Raw genomic sequence first — 16,325 nt, 5'->3', positions numbered from 1 at the left:
ATAAAAAGGAGGTGTGAATGAACCATTCACATCTCCTTTTATACTAATAGGTTATTTAATTTTTTCACTTCTAATGGTACGTAGCATTAACATAATAAAGTAAGCTATCATACCGAATAATATTGTGATAAATAAAGCGTGTAAAAGTGCAATGAATAAATTTACATTAGTCATTACAGATAGTGCACCAGTAATTACTTGTAAGATGATAAGGATAAATGCAGTTGTATACCCATATCGAATTGTTCTATTCTCAGAGTAATTTTTAACTGCATGAATAAACGTTATCATTATCCAGAAGAACGTTATAAATGCCATACCACGATGCGCAAATTGTACCCAATCTTGCTCTGTATGTGGAATGATGTCATGGAAAGGTAAAGGCCAGCCACCATATGCTAAACTTGCTTTTGCATGTCTAACTAAAGCACCAGTATATATTGTTAAATACACAATACCTGTCATCATCCATGTTAATCTTCTTAATGGCTTTCTGATATATAGTTCATCAGCTTCATATTTTTTATCGACTTCAAAAATGATAAGCATTAAAACAAACACTGAAGAGAAACTGATTAAAGATATGCCAAAGTGCAGTGCTAATACGTATGAATTTTGTTGCCAAATGACAGCTGCTGCACCAATCAATGCTTGAACTAGTAAAAATGCAATACTAATTATTGCTAATGGCTTTACCTCTCTAATATAGCCAATATGTTTCCATGCTGTAATAGCTAACCACAGTACAACGATTAATGATAAACCAGAGATGGCACGATGACTTAATTCGATAATTGTATCGATAGGTAAATTTTGAGGGAGTAATGCACCGTGACATAAAGGCCAAGAAGATCCACATCCATCTTCCGAGCCAGTCTTAGTAACTAATGCACCACCAAGTTGTACAAATGCCATTATGATAGTTGCTAATACAGATAACCACTTAAGGTTTCGTTTGTTAAACAATATTATACACCCCATCATTAATCAAGAGTATTTTGACAGTGTAGATAAATTAGTACTGAATGCTCTTAATTAATGTCTATTTTTATTACAATTTTATTATTAAAATAATTATACAACAATAGGAACTAACAAAAAATTAATGAAGTAGAATGTCGTTAAAGTGTCACAATTAAATTTGATATAAACTAGTCAATTTTTAGTAATTGCTATATCATAGTATTATATGAAAATTTTAAGGAGGGGGATCATGAGCAAAGAGCAAACTTTGACACAACCATCGAGCCGTGTATCGTTTAAAGAGTTACAACAAATTATTAAGATGGGTTTAGTTCAAGGTAACTTAATTCCTGCATTTGCAGGTGCTTGGTTAGCTGTTGTGATGAGCAATCATTCCTTCCTATCGTCAATACCTCAAATTCTATTAATGTTGATTGGATCAACATTAATTATGGGTGGCGCTTGTGCATTAAATAATTATTATGATCAAGATATTGACAGAATAATGCCAAGTAAGCAAAATAGACCGACAGTTAATGATAGAATTTCAGATAAAAATTTATTAATTTTAAGTTTTGGTATGATGTTAGTAGGAGAAGCTTGTTTATTCTTATTAAATGTACCATCAGGTGTATTAGGACTCATCGGCATTGTGGGTTATGTGTCTTATTATTCAATTTGGTCTAAAAGACATACAACTTGGAACACAGTAGTAGGGAGTTTTCCGGGTGCAGTACCACCATTAATTGGTTGGGTTGCTATTGATGGAAATATAAGTCTTATTGCAATTGTATTATTTTTAGTTGTTTTTTGTTGGCAACCAATTCATTTCTATGCTCTAGCAATTAAACGAAGTGATGAATATTCATTAGCAAATATACCTATGTTACCATCTGTTAAAGGATTTAAACGTACTAGAATAAGTATGTTTATATGGTTAGTCTTTTTACTTCCGCTACCATTTCTTTTATCAAGTCTAGGGGCAACATTTGTAGTATTAGCGACATTGCTTAATTTAGGTTGGCTTTATGTTGGTTTAACTTCTTTTAAGAAAGCGACAGATCAAACTAAATGGGCAACAAAAATGTTTATTTACTCCCTAAATTATTTAGTAGTATTTTTCGTTTTAGTTGTTGTTATCTCACTGATAAAAATGATTTAAAATATACAAATTTAATAAGGATGAAATATATGAATTTACCAATTCTACCGACGATTAGTACAAGTTGTATTGTGATTAGTGCTATCTTTGTTGCCATTGGATGGTGGCAAATCTGGCATAGAGATATAGATAAGCACAAGAAAACAATGTTATGGGCAGCAATCTTTGCATTAACTTTCTTTATTATCTATGCATCAAGAACTATATTTATAGGTAATACAGATTTCGGGGGACCAGACTCAGTTAGAACGTATTATAAAATTTTCTTAATTTTCCACATTAATTTAGCTACAATTGGTGGCGTTCTAGGGCTAATTCAAATTATTACAGCATATAAAGATAAATTTAAATGGCATAGAAAAGCAGGTCCAATTGCATCAGTTATATGGTTCTTTACAGCTATCACTGGTGTAGCAGTTTACTTACTTTTATATGTATTTTACCCAGGTGGAGAAACGACTTCGCTAATTAAAGCAACATTGGGATTATAATCGAATTTAGTGTAACAACTTAAATACAAATTGATTGAGACTAAGACATCATTGTCTTAGTCTTTTTTGTAACATCAATATCAATTTATTTGTAAAAGGATGACTTGGTAAAAGTAGTCTTGCTAAGTAGTATGTCTTGATTAGTAAAATAGTTATTTTGTACAATAGATATAATTCAAAACAGGTGGGTGAAAGATGGCAAAATTAATAATTAAAGTTTTAGGTGTAATATTTTTAATATTATTTCTTATATATTTATTTTACTCACCTAGACTTAAATTTGATGTATTAGAAAATCCAAATAAAACTGTTTCAACTAATCATTCAGAACAAACGCCTAAGACACGTAACACTAGTGAAAATCCATCACCAAAAGAGGGCGTAGGTACTTGGATTAGTAAAGATATAGATGATTTAACTGATAAATTCGGTCAAGCAAGTCGTACATATCCATTTAAAGGGCACTATATGAATTACGTATTTAAAAAAGATGAACAATATTACATTGTTTCAACTAAAGAGAATAAAATAAAATCAGTTTATGTAACGGGAAGTAAAGCTAATGTTTCCCCTTTAAAAATTAATGAGAGTGCATCACATATTTTTGAAAATACAAGTATTAACCCGGATCCTTCTATTAAAGTGAATGGTCAAAGTTATAATTTCGAATTATCTGATGAAGATATAAAAACACAAACATTGATTAAATATGGAAATGTTTATGCACAAGTTTACATGGATCAGCAATCGAATCAAATTATGGGGATTCGCTTTCTTGATAAAGAGGCACTAGCATTTCTTAAGCCATATCCTTTAGCTAATGAATCTGATGATGACTATAATGAAGAAGATTTTGATAAAGCTAAGAAAGATAATCTTCCTTATGAACAAAATCCTAATCAATTAATGACGCTATATGAAATTACGAATGAGATGAGAAAGTTAAAAAATATTAAACCACTAAAAGTCAATTCAGATATAGCTCACATTGCATCAGTAAACTTATATGAGGCAACAGGTTCTAATGATGTTGAATTTACTGAGGATGCTTTGAAAAGCCAATTAAGCAACGAAAACATTTCATTCATTTCTACAAGCCAAAATGTCGGATATGATTTTGATGATGTACCGACACTAATTCACAGTTGGATGAATTCTGATATGCACCGTTCTAGAATGTTGAATACTAAATATGAGGAAATGGGTGGAGAAGTTATGAAAGATTATTATTCACTTATTTTTCTAGAAAAATAATCTATTAATGGAAGGGGGAACCATACATTGTATACAGAAGAAACAATGTCAATTCTTGATGATATAGAAGGACTATCGGATATGATTGTTCAATCTGAACTTTATCATGATTTTCGCGCAGCACAAGAGATACTAAACAATGATGATGAAGCACATCTTATGTATCAGGCTTTTTTGAAATCTAAAGTTGTTTATGATGAAGTTATGCGTTTTGGCAAATATCATCCTGATTATCAAAAGGTTATGTTAGAAACAAGAAGACGTAAAAGAGCTTATGAAATGTTACCAGTCGTCATGGATTACAAATCTAAAGAGGTAGCTCTACAAAATCTAATTGATGAAGTAGTAAGTAAAATAGCATTTTCAGTTTCGGAAAATGTCAAAATTGAAGCGGGAAATCCATTCTTTAAAACAGGTCATGATGGATGTGCGACAGGTGGTACTTGTAATTGTAGTTTGTCATAAAATAAGGAGAAAGAAATCATATTGCATTTGATTTCTTTCTCCTTTTACTTTATAGTGCGTTTATTTCTCAATGTTGAGACTTAATTTGAATTGTTTACCTAAATCTGGGCGATCTGTTACTAATGTATGAACACCTTTATGATATAAATCGGTCATTAGGTCAATGCTATTAATTCCGTAAAATCCAGGCACTATATTTAATAAGTTTAACCATTGTATAAAACGTTTAGAAGTCAATGGAATACCTTTAAATTGGGTAGGCATTTGAAATGTATCAGCAACGGGTTGATACTTATTTCCTAATCCTAAATTAAATTTGATAAATCCTTCTGCAACTTCTTTTTGACTTGCTCCAATAGCAACTTGTCCTTTACTTATTTCTCTAAAGCGATCATTTTGTTCTTTGTAAAAGCTAGTTACTAATACGCGATTTTGTGCCTGATTATTAATAATATCTTCATACATTTTTGTTGGCGCAACTGTTCCTTCATAACTATCTGGTGCATCTTTTAAATCAACATTAATATACATATTAGGATACATTTTTAAAAGCTCATCAAAAGTTAATATTTTTGCTTCATCATGACCACGATATGGAAATTGGCCATTAATATCTTTAAAGTGATAACCAGCATCTAAACGCTTTAATTCTGAAATTCTATGATCACTTACCTTACCTGAACCATTTGTAGTACGATCTACAGTAGCATCGTGAAAGACAATTAGTTTTTCATCTTTAGTAAGTCGAACATCAGTTTCAAAACCATCTAAGTTGTAAGCGACGGCATTATCGAATGCCAATTGGGTTTGCTCAGGTCTGACTGTCATGCCGCCTCTATGTGCAAAAATGTATGGTGCCTTACCATTAAAGAATTTAGGGATTTCTTTAGTTTTATTTACCTTATTACCTTTATTTATAATAAATAAACTACCCAAAAAACTAACGCTCGCTAAGCTCAAATTAAGAACCCATCGTTTTTTGATCGTCATTTATATTGCCTCCTTGTTATTATTGAATTAAGCGTACCAAACTTCACACCAACGAAAAAGTAAATAGCTGTTTGATGCACAGGGATACAGTTCATGGGATTAAAGGATTTTATAATATAAATAGTCGTGGTATAGTTATTATGCATAATAAATGGAGTGTGTATAGTATGGAATTAATTCCAAGAGTGAGTTTAATTGTTTATTTAAAACATATTAAGCATGAGCGTCAAATTAGAAAGTATGGACATATTATTTATACGAATAAGCAACGTAAATATGTTGTATTGTATGTTAATGAAAATGACGCAGATGCAATTGTTCATAAATTAATGAAACTAAAATACGTTGTGGATATAGACGGATCACCTTATAAATATTTGAAAAAAACTTATGAAAAAGAAAAACATGAAATTCTATAATTTTATTGCATGGGTGGAATCCAATTTTGTAGTCGTAATACACTTATCAAATACTTAAAGTATTGGTCTAACGTGTGGAACGCTTCTGATGGTTGTACATCTATACCGAATATAGGTACATTATATTGATTTGCTTGATTATTAATGAGTTCAAATTTTTTATTACTGTCAGGATATGGATATTTAAGCGCATCAAGCATGATGTACATAGCTTGGAAATGATTACCTGAAGTTGGATTCATAATCATTGCAACTGATGAAAGTTGTTTTGAAGATTGTGGTGTATGAAAGTATACAATTTTATTTATCCGGAGATGGTTGTATTCTATTAAGGTATTAAATTCAAATAGGTCTGTTAATCCTTCTCCCAATACGATAAATGACTGTTTCATAATATAATCCTTCTCCTTTTTACAACAAATTATAATAAATAACCTAGAGAAATGGAAGTGTAAGTCAAGATGAGAGTTATTGCTGGAAAACATAAAAGTAAAGCCTTAGAAAGTTTAGAAGGTCGTAATACACGTCCAACTATGGATAAAGTGAAAGAAGGTATATTTAATAGCTTACAAGAAGTACATGGTTTAGGTTTAGACTTATTCGCTGGAAGTGGCGCATTAGGTATTGAAGCATTATCTCGTGGTATGGAAAAAGTCATATTTGTAGATCAAAATTTTAAAGCTGTTAAAGTGATACAAGCTAATTTAAATCAATTAGACCTACGTGATCAATCTGAAGTTTATAAAAATAATGCTGATCGTGCATTGAAAGCTTTAAAAAAGAGAGAGATTCAATTTGACTATATTTTTCTTGACCCTCCATATAATAAAGGTTTGATTGATAAAGCTTTAGAGCAAATTGCAGAGTTTAATTTATTGAAAGAAAATGGTATCATCATTTGTGAGTTTAGCAATCATGAGCAAATCAACACAAATGGATTTAAAGTGATTAAACAATATCACTATGGTCTTACTGATACTTTGTTACTAGAAAAAGGAGAACAAAATGGCTAAAACGAAGGCGGTCATTCCTGGTAGTTTTGATCCTATTACATATGGACACATCGATATCATCGAAAGAAGTGCAGGGCGCTTTGATGAATTACATATTTGTGTGTTAAAGAATAGTAATAAAACTGGAACGTTTAATATTGACGAGCGAATGACATTAATTGAAGAATCTGTAAAACATTTATCAAATGTTGAAGTACATAATTATAACGGTTTGTTAGTAGATTTTTGTGACAAAATTGGTGCTCAAACAATCATTAGAGGGTTGAGAGCAGTCAGTGATTTTGAGTATGAATTGAGACTAACATCAATGAATAAAAAACTAAATAATAATGTAGAAACGATGTATATGATGACTAGTACAAACTATTCTTTTATTAGTTCGAGCGTCGTAAAAGAAGTGGCGCAATATAAAGCTGATATATCAGATTTTGTACCTCCAAATGTTGAGAAAGCATTAAAAGAAAAATTTAAAAAGTAATAGATGAGGTTAAAATAATTCCATTCAAAACTGTACGAGGCAAATTTAATTTGTATAGGTCTACATTTATTCCGCATTAGCCGACTAGGACTGAGAAAGAGCTTTAAATTAAGCATTTCTCAGTCCTAGTTCTTTTTATTAATTATTACAGGTGTATTAAAATCATTAGCTCTTTGACCAGATATTAAATTATAAATATGAGTTGCTTTAATTTCATTTTTAAATAAAGAGGCAGTTTCCTTGTTAATATTTGTAACAAAATAGCGATTAGGGAATTGTTTTTTTAAGTACTTTAAATACTGTTGCCCTCTTTGATTCATGCCTAGAATTCGCACTCCCCAAATTTCATCATCAAAATCACTTTTGTTAATGTTTAGTAATATTTGCATCAGAACGCGCTGTATATGCGTGTATGTGAAACGTTTAGTTTTAATTAAAGACATAAACGTGTCGAAATCTTGCGCATTTTGAATGTTTGATTTGAGACGATGTTCAAAGCCCTCAGACATGGTATAAATGTGTGATAATTCTTCAGAGGAGCGACTTAAAATATTATATTTAATAAAATTAAACGTTTGCTTCTTCAAAAGGTGTGGCGTTTCATATAAATGCTTTATATCTGTTGGTACGACATCTTTCCAGGTGTTTTCTTTATTTAATAAAGCGTGTCTAATAGCTGAGCCACTTGCGAAACTGTCATGTTTAATCTCTTGATCGTGATGTGCGGTAGATTGACGTTGAATAGCGATTCTTCTTATAGTTGGAGCTATATTGCTAATGGCTTTTATGTATGCTACACCTAATATATTGTTAGGAGAGCGTAACACTTGTTGATCATCAATTAGGTCATGTACAATTTTGGCGTAACTGTTCCCTTGTTTAATTAAGTCTTGAAAATATGACGATTGTTCAAGCGAGTTAATATTAGATGCTACGTTTTCAAGACGTGAAATGTCATTGATTTCACTGCCAAATGCAATAGTATCAATATCTAAATAGTGAGCTACTTTAATTGCAAAAGTTGCAAAATAATCACTCGATGACAGACTAGCAATCGCTGGAAGTTCAACAACTAAATCAACGCCTGACAAAGCCATCTTTGTTCTCAAGAATTTATTATAAATTGCTGGCTCGCCACGCATGACGAAATTGCCACTCATAATTGCAATACTTATCTCCGCGTCGGACTGTAACTTAGATTGTTGAGCGTGATATAAGTGGCCATTATGAAATGGATTATATTCTGTGATTAGTCCAACACTTTTCATTTGCAATTCATCCTTTCGATATTCATTATTAGTATTGTAACAGATAAAAGTATGTTAAGAAAAAATCTTGACAACTTATACTTGTAAAGTTAAAATAAATTTTGTGTTTGTTAGAGGTGAAGCCATATGAAATGGTCAATAACGCAATTAAGAAAATATCAAGGTAAGCCATTTGAATTCAATCAAACGGCAAATTTTGAACATTTAATAGAACCTTTAGGCTTGATTGATTTATCAGACATCAATGTTGAAGGTGAATTAACCGTTAAAGCCAATGAAGTTATTGCAGATATTCATTTAACTGGAACATATACAATGCCTTGTGCACGTACGCTTGTACCTGTAGAAGTTCCTTTAGATGTAAGAACATCTGAAATATTTGATTTGGAAGGTTATGACAGTTATACCGATGAAGAAGTAGAAGAGGATGAACACTATCATCTAGCTACTGATGGTATGATTAATATTCGAGACATTGCTGAAGAATTGGTAATCATTGAGAAACCGATGAGAGCTTTCTCTGAGAATAGCGATCAGATGCTTACAGAAGGTAATGGTTGGGAAGTTATTGACGAAGATCAAATGATTGAACTTGAAAAAGAAAAAGACAATGATGATTCCCAAACGCAACAAGTTGATCCTAGGCTTCAAAAATTACAACAATTATACGATAAAGAGTAATAGCAGGTTGTTTTAAATTATTGTATAATGATTTAATGACCTAACACTTAAGATATGTGTTTAATATTAAGGAGGATATATCATGGCAGTACCAAAAAGAAGAACGTCTAAAACTAGAAAAAACAAACGTCGTACTCACTTCAAAATTTCAGTACCTGGTATGACTGAATGCCCAAGTTGTGGGGAATACAAATTATCTCACCGCGTATGTAAAAACTGTGGTTCATACAACGGTGAAGAAGTCGTTTCTAAATAATCGACTTAATGATTTTAGTGAAGCATGGACAATTTAATTTTGTTCGATGCTTCTTTTTTTATCAATAATCAAATTTTATAATAATCGACGATAAAAATGGTTATACATATAATGTTTAAGTTTCCATTATGATCGATTTAGTTATGTTAATATAAATTAGTAAACACCATCAATAATAGCTACTATAAAATGGAGAACTATATGGAACAAATTACGTCAGCACAAAACAGTAAGATAAAAAATGCGAATAAATTAAAGAAAAAGCGAGATCGTGATAAAACTGGACAAGCATTGATTGAAGGTATTCATTTAATCGAAGAAGCTTACCAAAGCGGCATTGTCATTAAGCAACTATTTGTAATTGAACCAAATAGAACAGATGAAGCGCTTAAGGATTATGCTGAAGAGACATTTGAAATTAATATGAAAGTTGCAGAATCATTATCAGGTACGATAACACCTCAAGGTTTTTTTGCTGTAATTGAAAAGCCTAAATATGATGTTACGCAAGCCAAACAAGTATTATTAATCGATCGCATTCAAGATCCGGGTAATCTAGGCACATTAATTCGTACTTCTGATGCAGCGGGAATAGATTTGATTGTAATGGAAAAAGGTACAGCCGATCCATATCAAGACAAGGTTTTACGAGCAAGTCAAGGTAGTGTATTTCATATTCCGGTTATTAACGCAGATTTGAAAACATTTATCGCTGATTTTAATGGACCAGTTTATGGTACTGCGCTTGAGAATGCGCAACCATATAAGGAGGTAGCATCTCAAGATATATTTGCCTTATTACTAGGTAATGAAGGTGAAGGTGTGAACAATGCATTATTAAATGAAACATCACAAAATTTAACAATACCAATTTACGGCAAGGCGGAAAGCTTAAATGTAGCTATTGCTGGAAGTATTTTACTTTATCATTTGAAAGGTTGACCTTGAGAAATAAAATCGGCTATACTTAGATGTACACAATAATCAATGTAAATTAATAACTTAAGTTATAAAAATTGAAAATATAACCGATAAAAAGACCTTAACTGATATAAAGTGTTGTACAGGGAGAGTAAACGTGACTGCAATTTACTCCAACATGTATTAGTTTCTTTCATCTTTTTGGTTACTTAAAGAAATTTAGGTCGGAGTACGTCTTCGTTACCAACGATTACAAGTGTATGCATATGCATAAATTTGGGTGGTACCACGGAAAGACTTTCGTCCCAGTTTTGGGATGGAAGTCTTTTTTTATGAAAAAATGTTAACAATAAATAGTGAATATAATGTGAGAGGTGTAAGTCAATGACTCAAAACGATTCAATGGCAGAATTAAAACAACAAGCACTTGTTGATATTAATGAAGCTCAAAATGAACGCGAATTACAAGATGTTAAAGTTAAATACTTAGGTAAAAAAGGCTCAGTAAGTGGATTAATGAAAAATATGAAAGATTTACCTAATGAAGAAAAGCCAGCATATGGTCAAAAAGTAAATGAATTACGTCAAACAATTCAAAAAGAATTAGATGAGAAGCAAGAATTGTTAATAAATGAAAAATTAAATCAACAATTAGCAGAAGAAACAATCGATGTAACATTGCCAAGTCGACAAATTAGTATAGGTTCTAAACATCCTTTAACACGAACAGTTGAAGAAATTGAAGATTTATTCTTAGGTCTAGGTTACGAAATTGTTGATGGCTATGAAGTAGAACAAGATTATTATAACTTTGAAGCTTTAAATTTACCTAAATCCCATCCGGCACGTGATATGCAAGATAGTTTTTATATTACTGATGAAATCTTAATGCGTACACACACATCTCCAGTACAAGCACGCACAATGGAAAAACGCAATGGACAAGGACCAGTTAAAATTATTTGTCCTGGTAAAGTTTATCGCCGTGATTCAGATGATGCGACACATAGTCACCAGTTCACACAAATTGAAGGACTAGTTGTTGATAAAAACATTAAAATGAGTGATTTAAAAGGAACATTAGAATTAGTGGCGAAAAAATTATTCGGTGCAGACCGTGAAATTCGATTACGTCCTAGTTATTTCCCGTTCACTGAACCTTCTGTAGAAGTGGACGTATCATGTTTCAAATGTAAAGGTAAAGGCTGTAACGTATGTAAACATACAGGATGGATTGAAATTTTAGGTGCGGGTATGGTACACCCGAATGTACTTGAAATGGCTGGATTCGATTCAAATGAGTATTCTGGTTTCGCATTTGGTATGGGTCCTGACCGTATCGCGATGTTGAAATATGGTATTGAAGATATTCGTCATTTCTATACAAATGATGTTCGATTCCTTGAACAATTTAAAGCTGTTGAAGATAGAGGTGAAGCATAATGTTGATTTCTAATGAATGGTTAAAAGATTACGTAGATGCAGGGGTTAATGTTGAAGATTTAGCAGAACGTATTACCCGTACAGGTATTGAAGTAGATGACATGATAGATTATACAAAAGATATTAAAAATCTAGTGGTCGGCTATATTCAATCAAAAGAAAAGCATCCTGATGCAGATAAATTAAATATTTGCCAAGTAGACATTGGTGAGGAAGAACCTGTTCAAATCGTTTGCGGTGCACCCAATGTAGATGCTGGTCAACACGTCATTGTTGCGAAAGTTGGTGGTCGCTTACCAGGAGGCATTAAAATTAAACGTGCTAAATTACGTGGTGAGCGTTCAGAAGGTATGATTTGTTCATTACAAGAAATTGGTATTTCAAGTAATGTGGTACCTAAAGCATATGAAAATGGTATTTTTGTCTTTCCGACAGAAGTTGAGCCAGGAACGGATGCATTAACAGCACTATATTTAAATGATCAAGTGATGGAATTTGATTTAACACCTAACCGTGCCGATGCATTAAGTATGGTAGGTACAGCTTATGAAGTAGCTGCGTTGTATCAAACTGAAATGACGAAACCAACTACTAAAAGTAATGAAATTTCAGAATCTGCAACAAATGAATTATCAGTAACAATCAATAATCCTGAAAAAGTCCCTTATTATAGTGCGCGTGTTGTTAAAAACGTAAGTATAGAACCATCTCCAATTTGGATGCAAGCACGTTTAATAAAAGCAGGTATACGACCAATTAATAATGTTGTAGATATTTCAAACTATGTTTTATTAGAATATGGTCAACCGTTACACATGTTTGATCAAGATCATATCGGCTCTAAAGACATTGTTGTACGACAAGCGAAAGATGAAGAGACAATGACTACATTAGACAATAATGAGCGCAAGCTAGTAGATACTGATATCGTTATTTCTAATGGTAAAAAACCTATTGCATTAGCTGGCGTAATGGGTGGCGACTTTTCAGAAGTAACTGAACAAACTACCAACGTAGTAATAGAAGGTGCAATATTCGACCCAGTATCAATTCGTCACACTTCACGTCGTTTAAACTTACGTAGTGAAGCCTCTAGTCGTTTTGAAAAAGGTATCGCAACAGAATTTGTTGACGAAGCGGTTGACAGAGCATGTTACTTATTACAAGAGTTAGCTTCTGGTGAAGTACTACAAGATAGAGTATCTTCAGGAGATTTAGGATCATTTGTGACACCAATCGATATTACAGCTGAAAAGGTAAATAAAACAATTGGTTTTAATTTGTCTAATGACGAAATTCAAGCTATCTTTAGACAATTAGGTTTCGAAACAACATTAAAAGGCGAAACATTAACGGTCAATGTGCCTTCACGTCGTAAAGATATTACTATTAAAGAAGACTTAATTGAAGAAGTCGCACGTATTTATGGTTACGATGAAATCCCTTCAACATTACCAGTATTTGGCGAAGTAACAAGTGGGGAATTAACGGATCGTCAACATAAAACACGTACCGTTAAAGAAACGCTAGAAGGTGCTGGATTGAACCAAGCAATCACATATTCATTAGTTTCTAAAGATCATGCTAAGGACTTCGCACTTCAAGAACGTTCAACAATCAGTTTATTAATGCCTATGAGCGAAGCACATGCTACTTTACGTCAGAGCTTATTACCACATTTAATTGAAGCAACTGCATATAATGTAGCTCGTAAAAATAAAGATGTTAGATTATATGAAGTTGGTCGTGTATTCTTTGGCAATGGTGAAGGCGAACTTCCAGATGAAGTTGAATATTTAAGTGGTATTTTAACTGGAGAATATGTTGTTAATGCTTGGCAAGGTAAAAAGGAAGAAATTGACTTCTTTATCGCTAAAGGTGTTGTAGACCGAGTTGCGGAAAAATTAAATTTAGAATTTAGTTATAAAGCTGGAAAAATTGAAGGTTTACATCCAGGACGTACAGCGATTGTATCTTTAGAAGGACAAGACATTGGTTTCATTGGTGAATTACACCCACAAGTTGCAGCAGATAATGATTTAAAACGCACGTATGTGTTTGAATTAAATTATGATGCAATGATGCAAGTAGCGGTTGGATATATTAATTATAAACAAATTCCTAAATTCCCTGGTGTGACAAGAGATATTGCATTAGAAGTTAATCATGATGTACCTTCTTCTGAATTGAAACAAATTATTCATAATAATGGTGAAGACATCTTACAAAGTACATTAGTATTTGATGTTTATGAAGGTGAACATTTAGAAAAAGGCAAAAAATCAGTAGCAATCCGATTAAATTATTTAGACACAGAAGACACTTTAACTGATGAACGCGTATCTAAAATTCATGATAAGATTTTGGAAGCATTACAAGCTCAAGGTGCTACAATTAGATAATGAAGTAAAAGAGACGAATTCTGTATTAATGGAATTCGTCTCTTTATAAATTTATTTATATTTTTTAGTCACTAAATTTTGGGCTTTTTCTCGATTTTTAAAATGTTTTTTTGAGATCATATCTAACGTTTCTATTCCATGTTTATCAATAATTTGAGCAGCTATCAAATCTACTTTATTGCTAGCACCTTTAGGGATAACTTGTTTCATTTTATGTGATATATGATCCATATGTTTAACAAAGGCGTATCTTGAAATAATACTAGCAGCTGCGATTGCTAATGATTTAGATTCACCTTTCGTTTCAAATTTAGTTTTTTCTGGGTAGGGTAGTGAACTTAAAGCATAGCGTTGATAAACACCACGTACTGCAAATTGATCAATAACGATATAATTTAACTCATTGCAATTAATTTTTTGGGTGACGTTTTTGATAGCTTCATTATGTAGTACAGCTTTCATTTTAACTTGGGACCAACCAATAGCCTGTCTATCGTTATATTTTGGATTATCAAGCGTTAAAAGTGAATGAGGAATAAATGTAATCAATTGTTCAGCAAGTTCGATTATTTTTTGATCATTTAATTTTTTTGAATCATCCACACCAAGTGTTTTTAAAATTTTAACATTCTCCTTAGAAACATAAGCAGCACAAACAGTTAGAGGGCCGAAGTAGTCACCACTTCCTGCTTCATCACTTCCTATACAATTATAATGATTATAAGCTAATGTTTCACCTGAAGATTGGTTAGAAGATGATGAATTCTTGGAAGTAGTGGTATGATCTGGAAGTAATTGTTGGGCAACAGCTTCCGCATTTTTTCCTTGAAACATAACTTTGCCTGAATTATAAATATTTATCACAGATTGTTTGTATTTAGTTCTCGCTTTCATTCCTGGAGGTAATTGAGATGTTTCAAATGTAATTTGTTGTAAGAGATGTTGGATTTCTGATTCTGATAATTTATGAACGACATTTGCCATAGGCTAGTTGATCCTCACTTTTCAAAATATAATAAAACATAGATAAGCATAACATATTGAGGACGTTCATCAGAATAGTTATATAGTTCAAATTTACATTAATTAAAATGATTACGCGTTAGCTACTTACCAAACAACATATCCTAATGTATAATAAGTTGTGATATTCTACTACATAAATTGCGTAAAGTGCATACTAAATTGAAGTACAAGATGAGGTGGTTATTTACATGTAACCATTGATAGGCTTAAAGAATAAATAATGTCAGGAGTTATTGCTATGGGAGAATTTAGAAATCGAATCAATGTCACGATTAACGATCAGAATTATACTATCATTGGTGAAGACAGCCCCGAGCATATTCGTTACGTAGCACATTTAGTTGATGAAAAGTTAAAAGAAATGGGACGTAAATCAACAGGATTAGATACTACAAGAAAATCAATCCTAACAGCGGTTAATATTATGCATGAAAAGGTTAAATTAGAAGAAGAAAACCGCAAACTATTGCAAGAAATTCAACAATTAAAACAACGAGAAGAATAGATGATTATTGATTTTACGATAGCTATTATTATTGTGTATGGTCTTATTATAGGGTATAGAAGAGGGGGATGGTTGAATAGTTTACATTTATTTTCAACGATAGTCTCATTAGTTATAGCATATCAATTTTATTATCGAATTAGTTCGCAGTTAATTGTATTTATACCTTTTCCAAAGACAATTGCATATGATATGAAGTATGCATTTCATTTTAATGATTTGCAGCAACGCTTTGATACAATTATTGCATTTTTACTAATTGCCTCACTTTGTAAGTTGATTTTATATCTTATAATAATTACTTTTGATAATATAGTGACGTATCGAATGATTAACCAAATCAGTAGACTATTTGGTAGTTTAATAAGTGTAGTGATGGCAGTTGTTGCGATACAGTTATCAATCTATGTGTTAGCATTGTATCCAATTGAGTGGTTACAACACAATTTACAACATGCGTACATAGGCAAACTTATCTTGTTTCATACACCATTTTTCTCGTCTTATATTTTAAATTTATAAAACAAAACTGATATAAGGTCAGGACAAGGCTTCTTTGTTAAATGTCCTGGTCTTCTTTTTATGGAG

General features: G+C 32.0%; 19 protein-coding genes. 14 read left to right on the top strand and 5 right to left on the bottom strand.

Annotated elements, in window-relative coordinates:
* Positions 1–51 precede the first annotated feature (51 nt).
* On the bottom strand, positions 52–966 hold the full coding sequence (locus HMPREF2715_RS05045; protein ID WP_070581283.1) for a COX15/CtaA family protein: 915 nt from the start codon (positions 964–966) through the stop codon (positions 52–54).
* Between the two features lie 247 nt (positions 967–1,213).
* On the opposite strand from HMPREF2715_RS05045, the gene cyoE reads away from it, so the two are divergent.
* The 4 genes from cyoE to HMPREF2715_RS05025 all read left to right on the top strand — a co-directional run bounded on the left by cyoE (position 1,214) and on the right by HMPREF2715_RS05025 (position 4,335).
* A complete protein-coding gene (cyoE, locus tag HMPREF2715_RS05040) occupies positions 1,214–2,125 on the top strand; it encodes a heme o synthase (protein WP_070839569.1) in 912 nt (303 codons plus the stop codon).
* A 29-nt stretch (positions 2,126–2,154) separates the two neighbouring features.
* A complete protein-coding gene (locus tag HMPREF2715_RS05035; RefSeq protein ID WP_011276111.1) occupies positions 2,155–2,616 on the top strand; it encodes a DUF420 domain-containing protein in 462 nt (153 codons plus the stop codon).
* Positions 2,617–2,811: 195 nt separating this feature from the next.
* Positions 2,812–3,870, top strand: coding sequence for a CAP-associated domain-containing protein (locus tag HMPREF2715_RS05030; RefSeq protein ID WP_070581281.1), 1,059 nt, complete (start codon positions 2,812–2,814; stop codon positions 3,868–3,870).
* Positions 3,871–3,897: 27 nt separating this feature from the next.
* On the top strand, positions 3,898–4,335 hold the full coding sequence (locus HMPREF2715_RS05025; protein WP_070581280.1) for a YlbF/YmcA family competence regulator: 438 nt from the start codon (positions 3,898–3,900) through the stop codon (positions 4,333–4,335).
* A gap of 60 nt (positions 4,336–4,395) precedes the next feature.
* On the opposite strand, the gene HMPREF2715_RS05020 is transcribed toward HMPREF2715_RS05025, so the two are convergent.
* Positions 4,396–5,325 (bottom strand): glycerophosphodiester phosphodiesterase family protein, encoded by a 930-nt coding sequence (locus tag HMPREF2715_RS05020; RefSeq protein ID WP_070581279.1) that lies wholly within the window; start codon positions 5,323–5,325, stop codon positions 4,396–4,398.
* Positions 5,326–5,492: 167 nt separating this feature from the next.
* On the opposite strand from HMPREF2715_RS05020, the gene HMPREF2715_RS05015 reads away from it, so the two are divergent.
* Positions 5,493–5,744, top strand: a complete 252-nt coding sequence (locus HMPREF2715_RS05015) for a DUF2129 domain-containing protein (protein WP_037536213.1) — start codon at positions 5,493–5,495, stop codon at positions 5,742–5,744.
* A 2-nt stretch (positions 5,745–5,746) separates the two neighbouring features.
* Here HMPREF2715_RS05015 and HMPREF2715_RS05010 read toward each other — a convergent pair whose 3' ends face one another.
* Positions 5,747–6,136 carry a DUF7147 family protein gene (locus HMPREF2715_RS05010; RefSeq protein WP_070581278.1) on the bottom strand — a complete coding sequence of 130 codons (390 nt, stop codon included), beginning with the start codon at positions 6,134–6,136 and terminating at the stop codon, positions 5,747–5,749.
* Positions 6,137–6,205: 69 nt separating this feature from the next.
* Between HMPREF2715_RS05010 and rsmD the strand changes: the two genes are divergently transcribed.
* Positions 6,206–6,757, top strand: coding sequence for a 16S rRNA (guanine(966)-N(2))-methyltransferase RsmD (rsmD, locus tag HMPREF2715_RS05005; protein ID WP_070440239.1), 552 nt, complete (start codon positions 6,206–6,208; stop codon positions 6,755–6,757).
* Complete coding sequence (coaD, locus tag HMPREF2715_RS05000; protein ID WP_070440237.1) at positions 6,750–7,235, top strand: pantetheine-phosphate adenylyltransferase; 486 nt, start codon at positions 6,750–6,752, stop codon at positions 7,233–7,235. The genes rsmD and coaD overlap by 8 nt, the downstream gene beginning before the upstream one ends.
* Positions 7,236–7,360: 125 nt before the next feature.
* Here coaD and HMPREF2715_RS04995 read toward each other — a convergent pair whose 3' ends face one another.
* The gene (locus HMPREF2715_RS04995; protein ID WP_070581277.1) at positions 7,361–8,503 is read right to left on the bottom strand and encodes a nucleotidyltransferase; all 1,143 of its coding nucleotides are present in this window, start codon (positions 8,501–8,503) and stop codon (positions 7,361–7,363) included.
* A 126-nt stretch (positions 8,504–8,629) separates the two neighbouring features.
* Here HMPREF2715_RS04995 and HMPREF2715_RS04990 point away from each other — a divergent pair, with 126 nt between their 5' ends.
* The 5 genes from HMPREF2715_RS04990 (at position 8,630) to pheT (ending at position 14,206) form a co-directional block, all read left to right on the top strand.
* Positions 8,630–9,184 carry a YceD family protein gene (locus tag HMPREF2715_RS04990; protein ID WP_070581276.1) on the top strand — a complete coding sequence of 185 codons (555 nt, stop codon included), beginning with the start codon at positions 8,630–8,632 and terminating at the stop codon, positions 9,182–9,184.
* Positions 9,185–9,266: 82 nt separating this feature from the next.
* Positions 9,267–9,440, top strand: a complete 174-nt coding sequence (rpmF, locus tag HMPREF2715_RS04985; RefSeq protein ID WP_002435373.1) for a 50S ribosomal protein L32 — start codon at positions 9,267–9,269, stop codon at positions 9,438–9,440.
* Positions 9,441–9,641: 201 nt separating this feature from the next.
* Entirely contained in the window at positions 9,642–10,382 is a 741-nt protein-coding gene (locus HMPREF2715_RS04980; RefSeq protein ID WP_070581275.1) for a TrmH family RNA methyltransferase, read from the top strand.
* A 363-nt stretch (positions 10,383–10,745) separates the two neighbouring features.
* Positions 10,746–11,804 carry a phenylalanine--tRNA ligase subunit alpha gene (gene pheS, locus HMPREF2715_RS04975; protein ID WP_070581274.1) on the top strand — a complete coding sequence of 353 codons (1,059 nt, stop codon included), beginning with the start codon at positions 10,746–10,748 and terminating at the stop codon, positions 11,802–11,804.
* Positions 11,804–14,206: a phenylalanine--tRNA ligase subunit beta gene (pheT, locus tag HMPREF2715_RS04970; protein ID WP_070581273.1), complete on the top strand. Its 2,403-nt coding sequence runs from the start codon at positions 11,804–11,806 to the stop codon at positions 14,204–14,206. Before pheS ends, pheT begins: the two co-directional genes overlap by 1 nt.
* A gap of 51 nt (positions 14,207–14,257) precedes the next feature.
* Here pheT and rnhC read toward each other — a convergent pair whose 3' ends face one another.
* Positions 14,258–15,190, bottom strand: coding sequence for a ribonuclease HIII (gene rnhC / locus HMPREF2715_RS04965; protein WP_070581272.1), 933 nt, complete (start codon positions 15,188–15,190; stop codon positions 14,258–14,260).
* Between the two features lie 280 nt (positions 15,191–15,470).
* Between rnhC and zapA the strand changes: the two genes are divergently transcribed.
* Together zapA and HMPREF2715_RS04955 are read left to right on the top strand one after the other, a co-directional pair.
* Positions 15,471–15,737, top strand: coding sequence for a cell division protein ZapA (gene zapA, locus HMPREF2715_RS04960; RefSeq protein ID WP_011276097.1), 267 nt, complete (start codon positions 15,471–15,473; stop codon positions 15,735–15,737).
* Positions 15,738–16,259, top strand: coding sequence for a CvpA family protein (locus HMPREF2715_RS04955; RefSeq protein ID WP_070839566.1), 522 nt, complete (start codon positions 15,738–15,740; stop codon positions 16,257–16,259).
* The last annotated feature ends 66 nt before the right edge of the window (positions 16,260–16,325 follow it).

It is taken from the genome of Staphylococcus sp. HMSC062A01 (assembly GCF_001836805.1).
Taxonomy (GTDB): Bacteria; Bacillota; Bacilli; order Staphylococcales; family Staphylococcaceae; genus Staphylococcus; species Staphylococcus haemolyticus.
The sequence above is the reverse complement of the archived record's forward strand: the minus strand, read 5'-3'. Positions and strand labels throughout refer to the sequence as shown.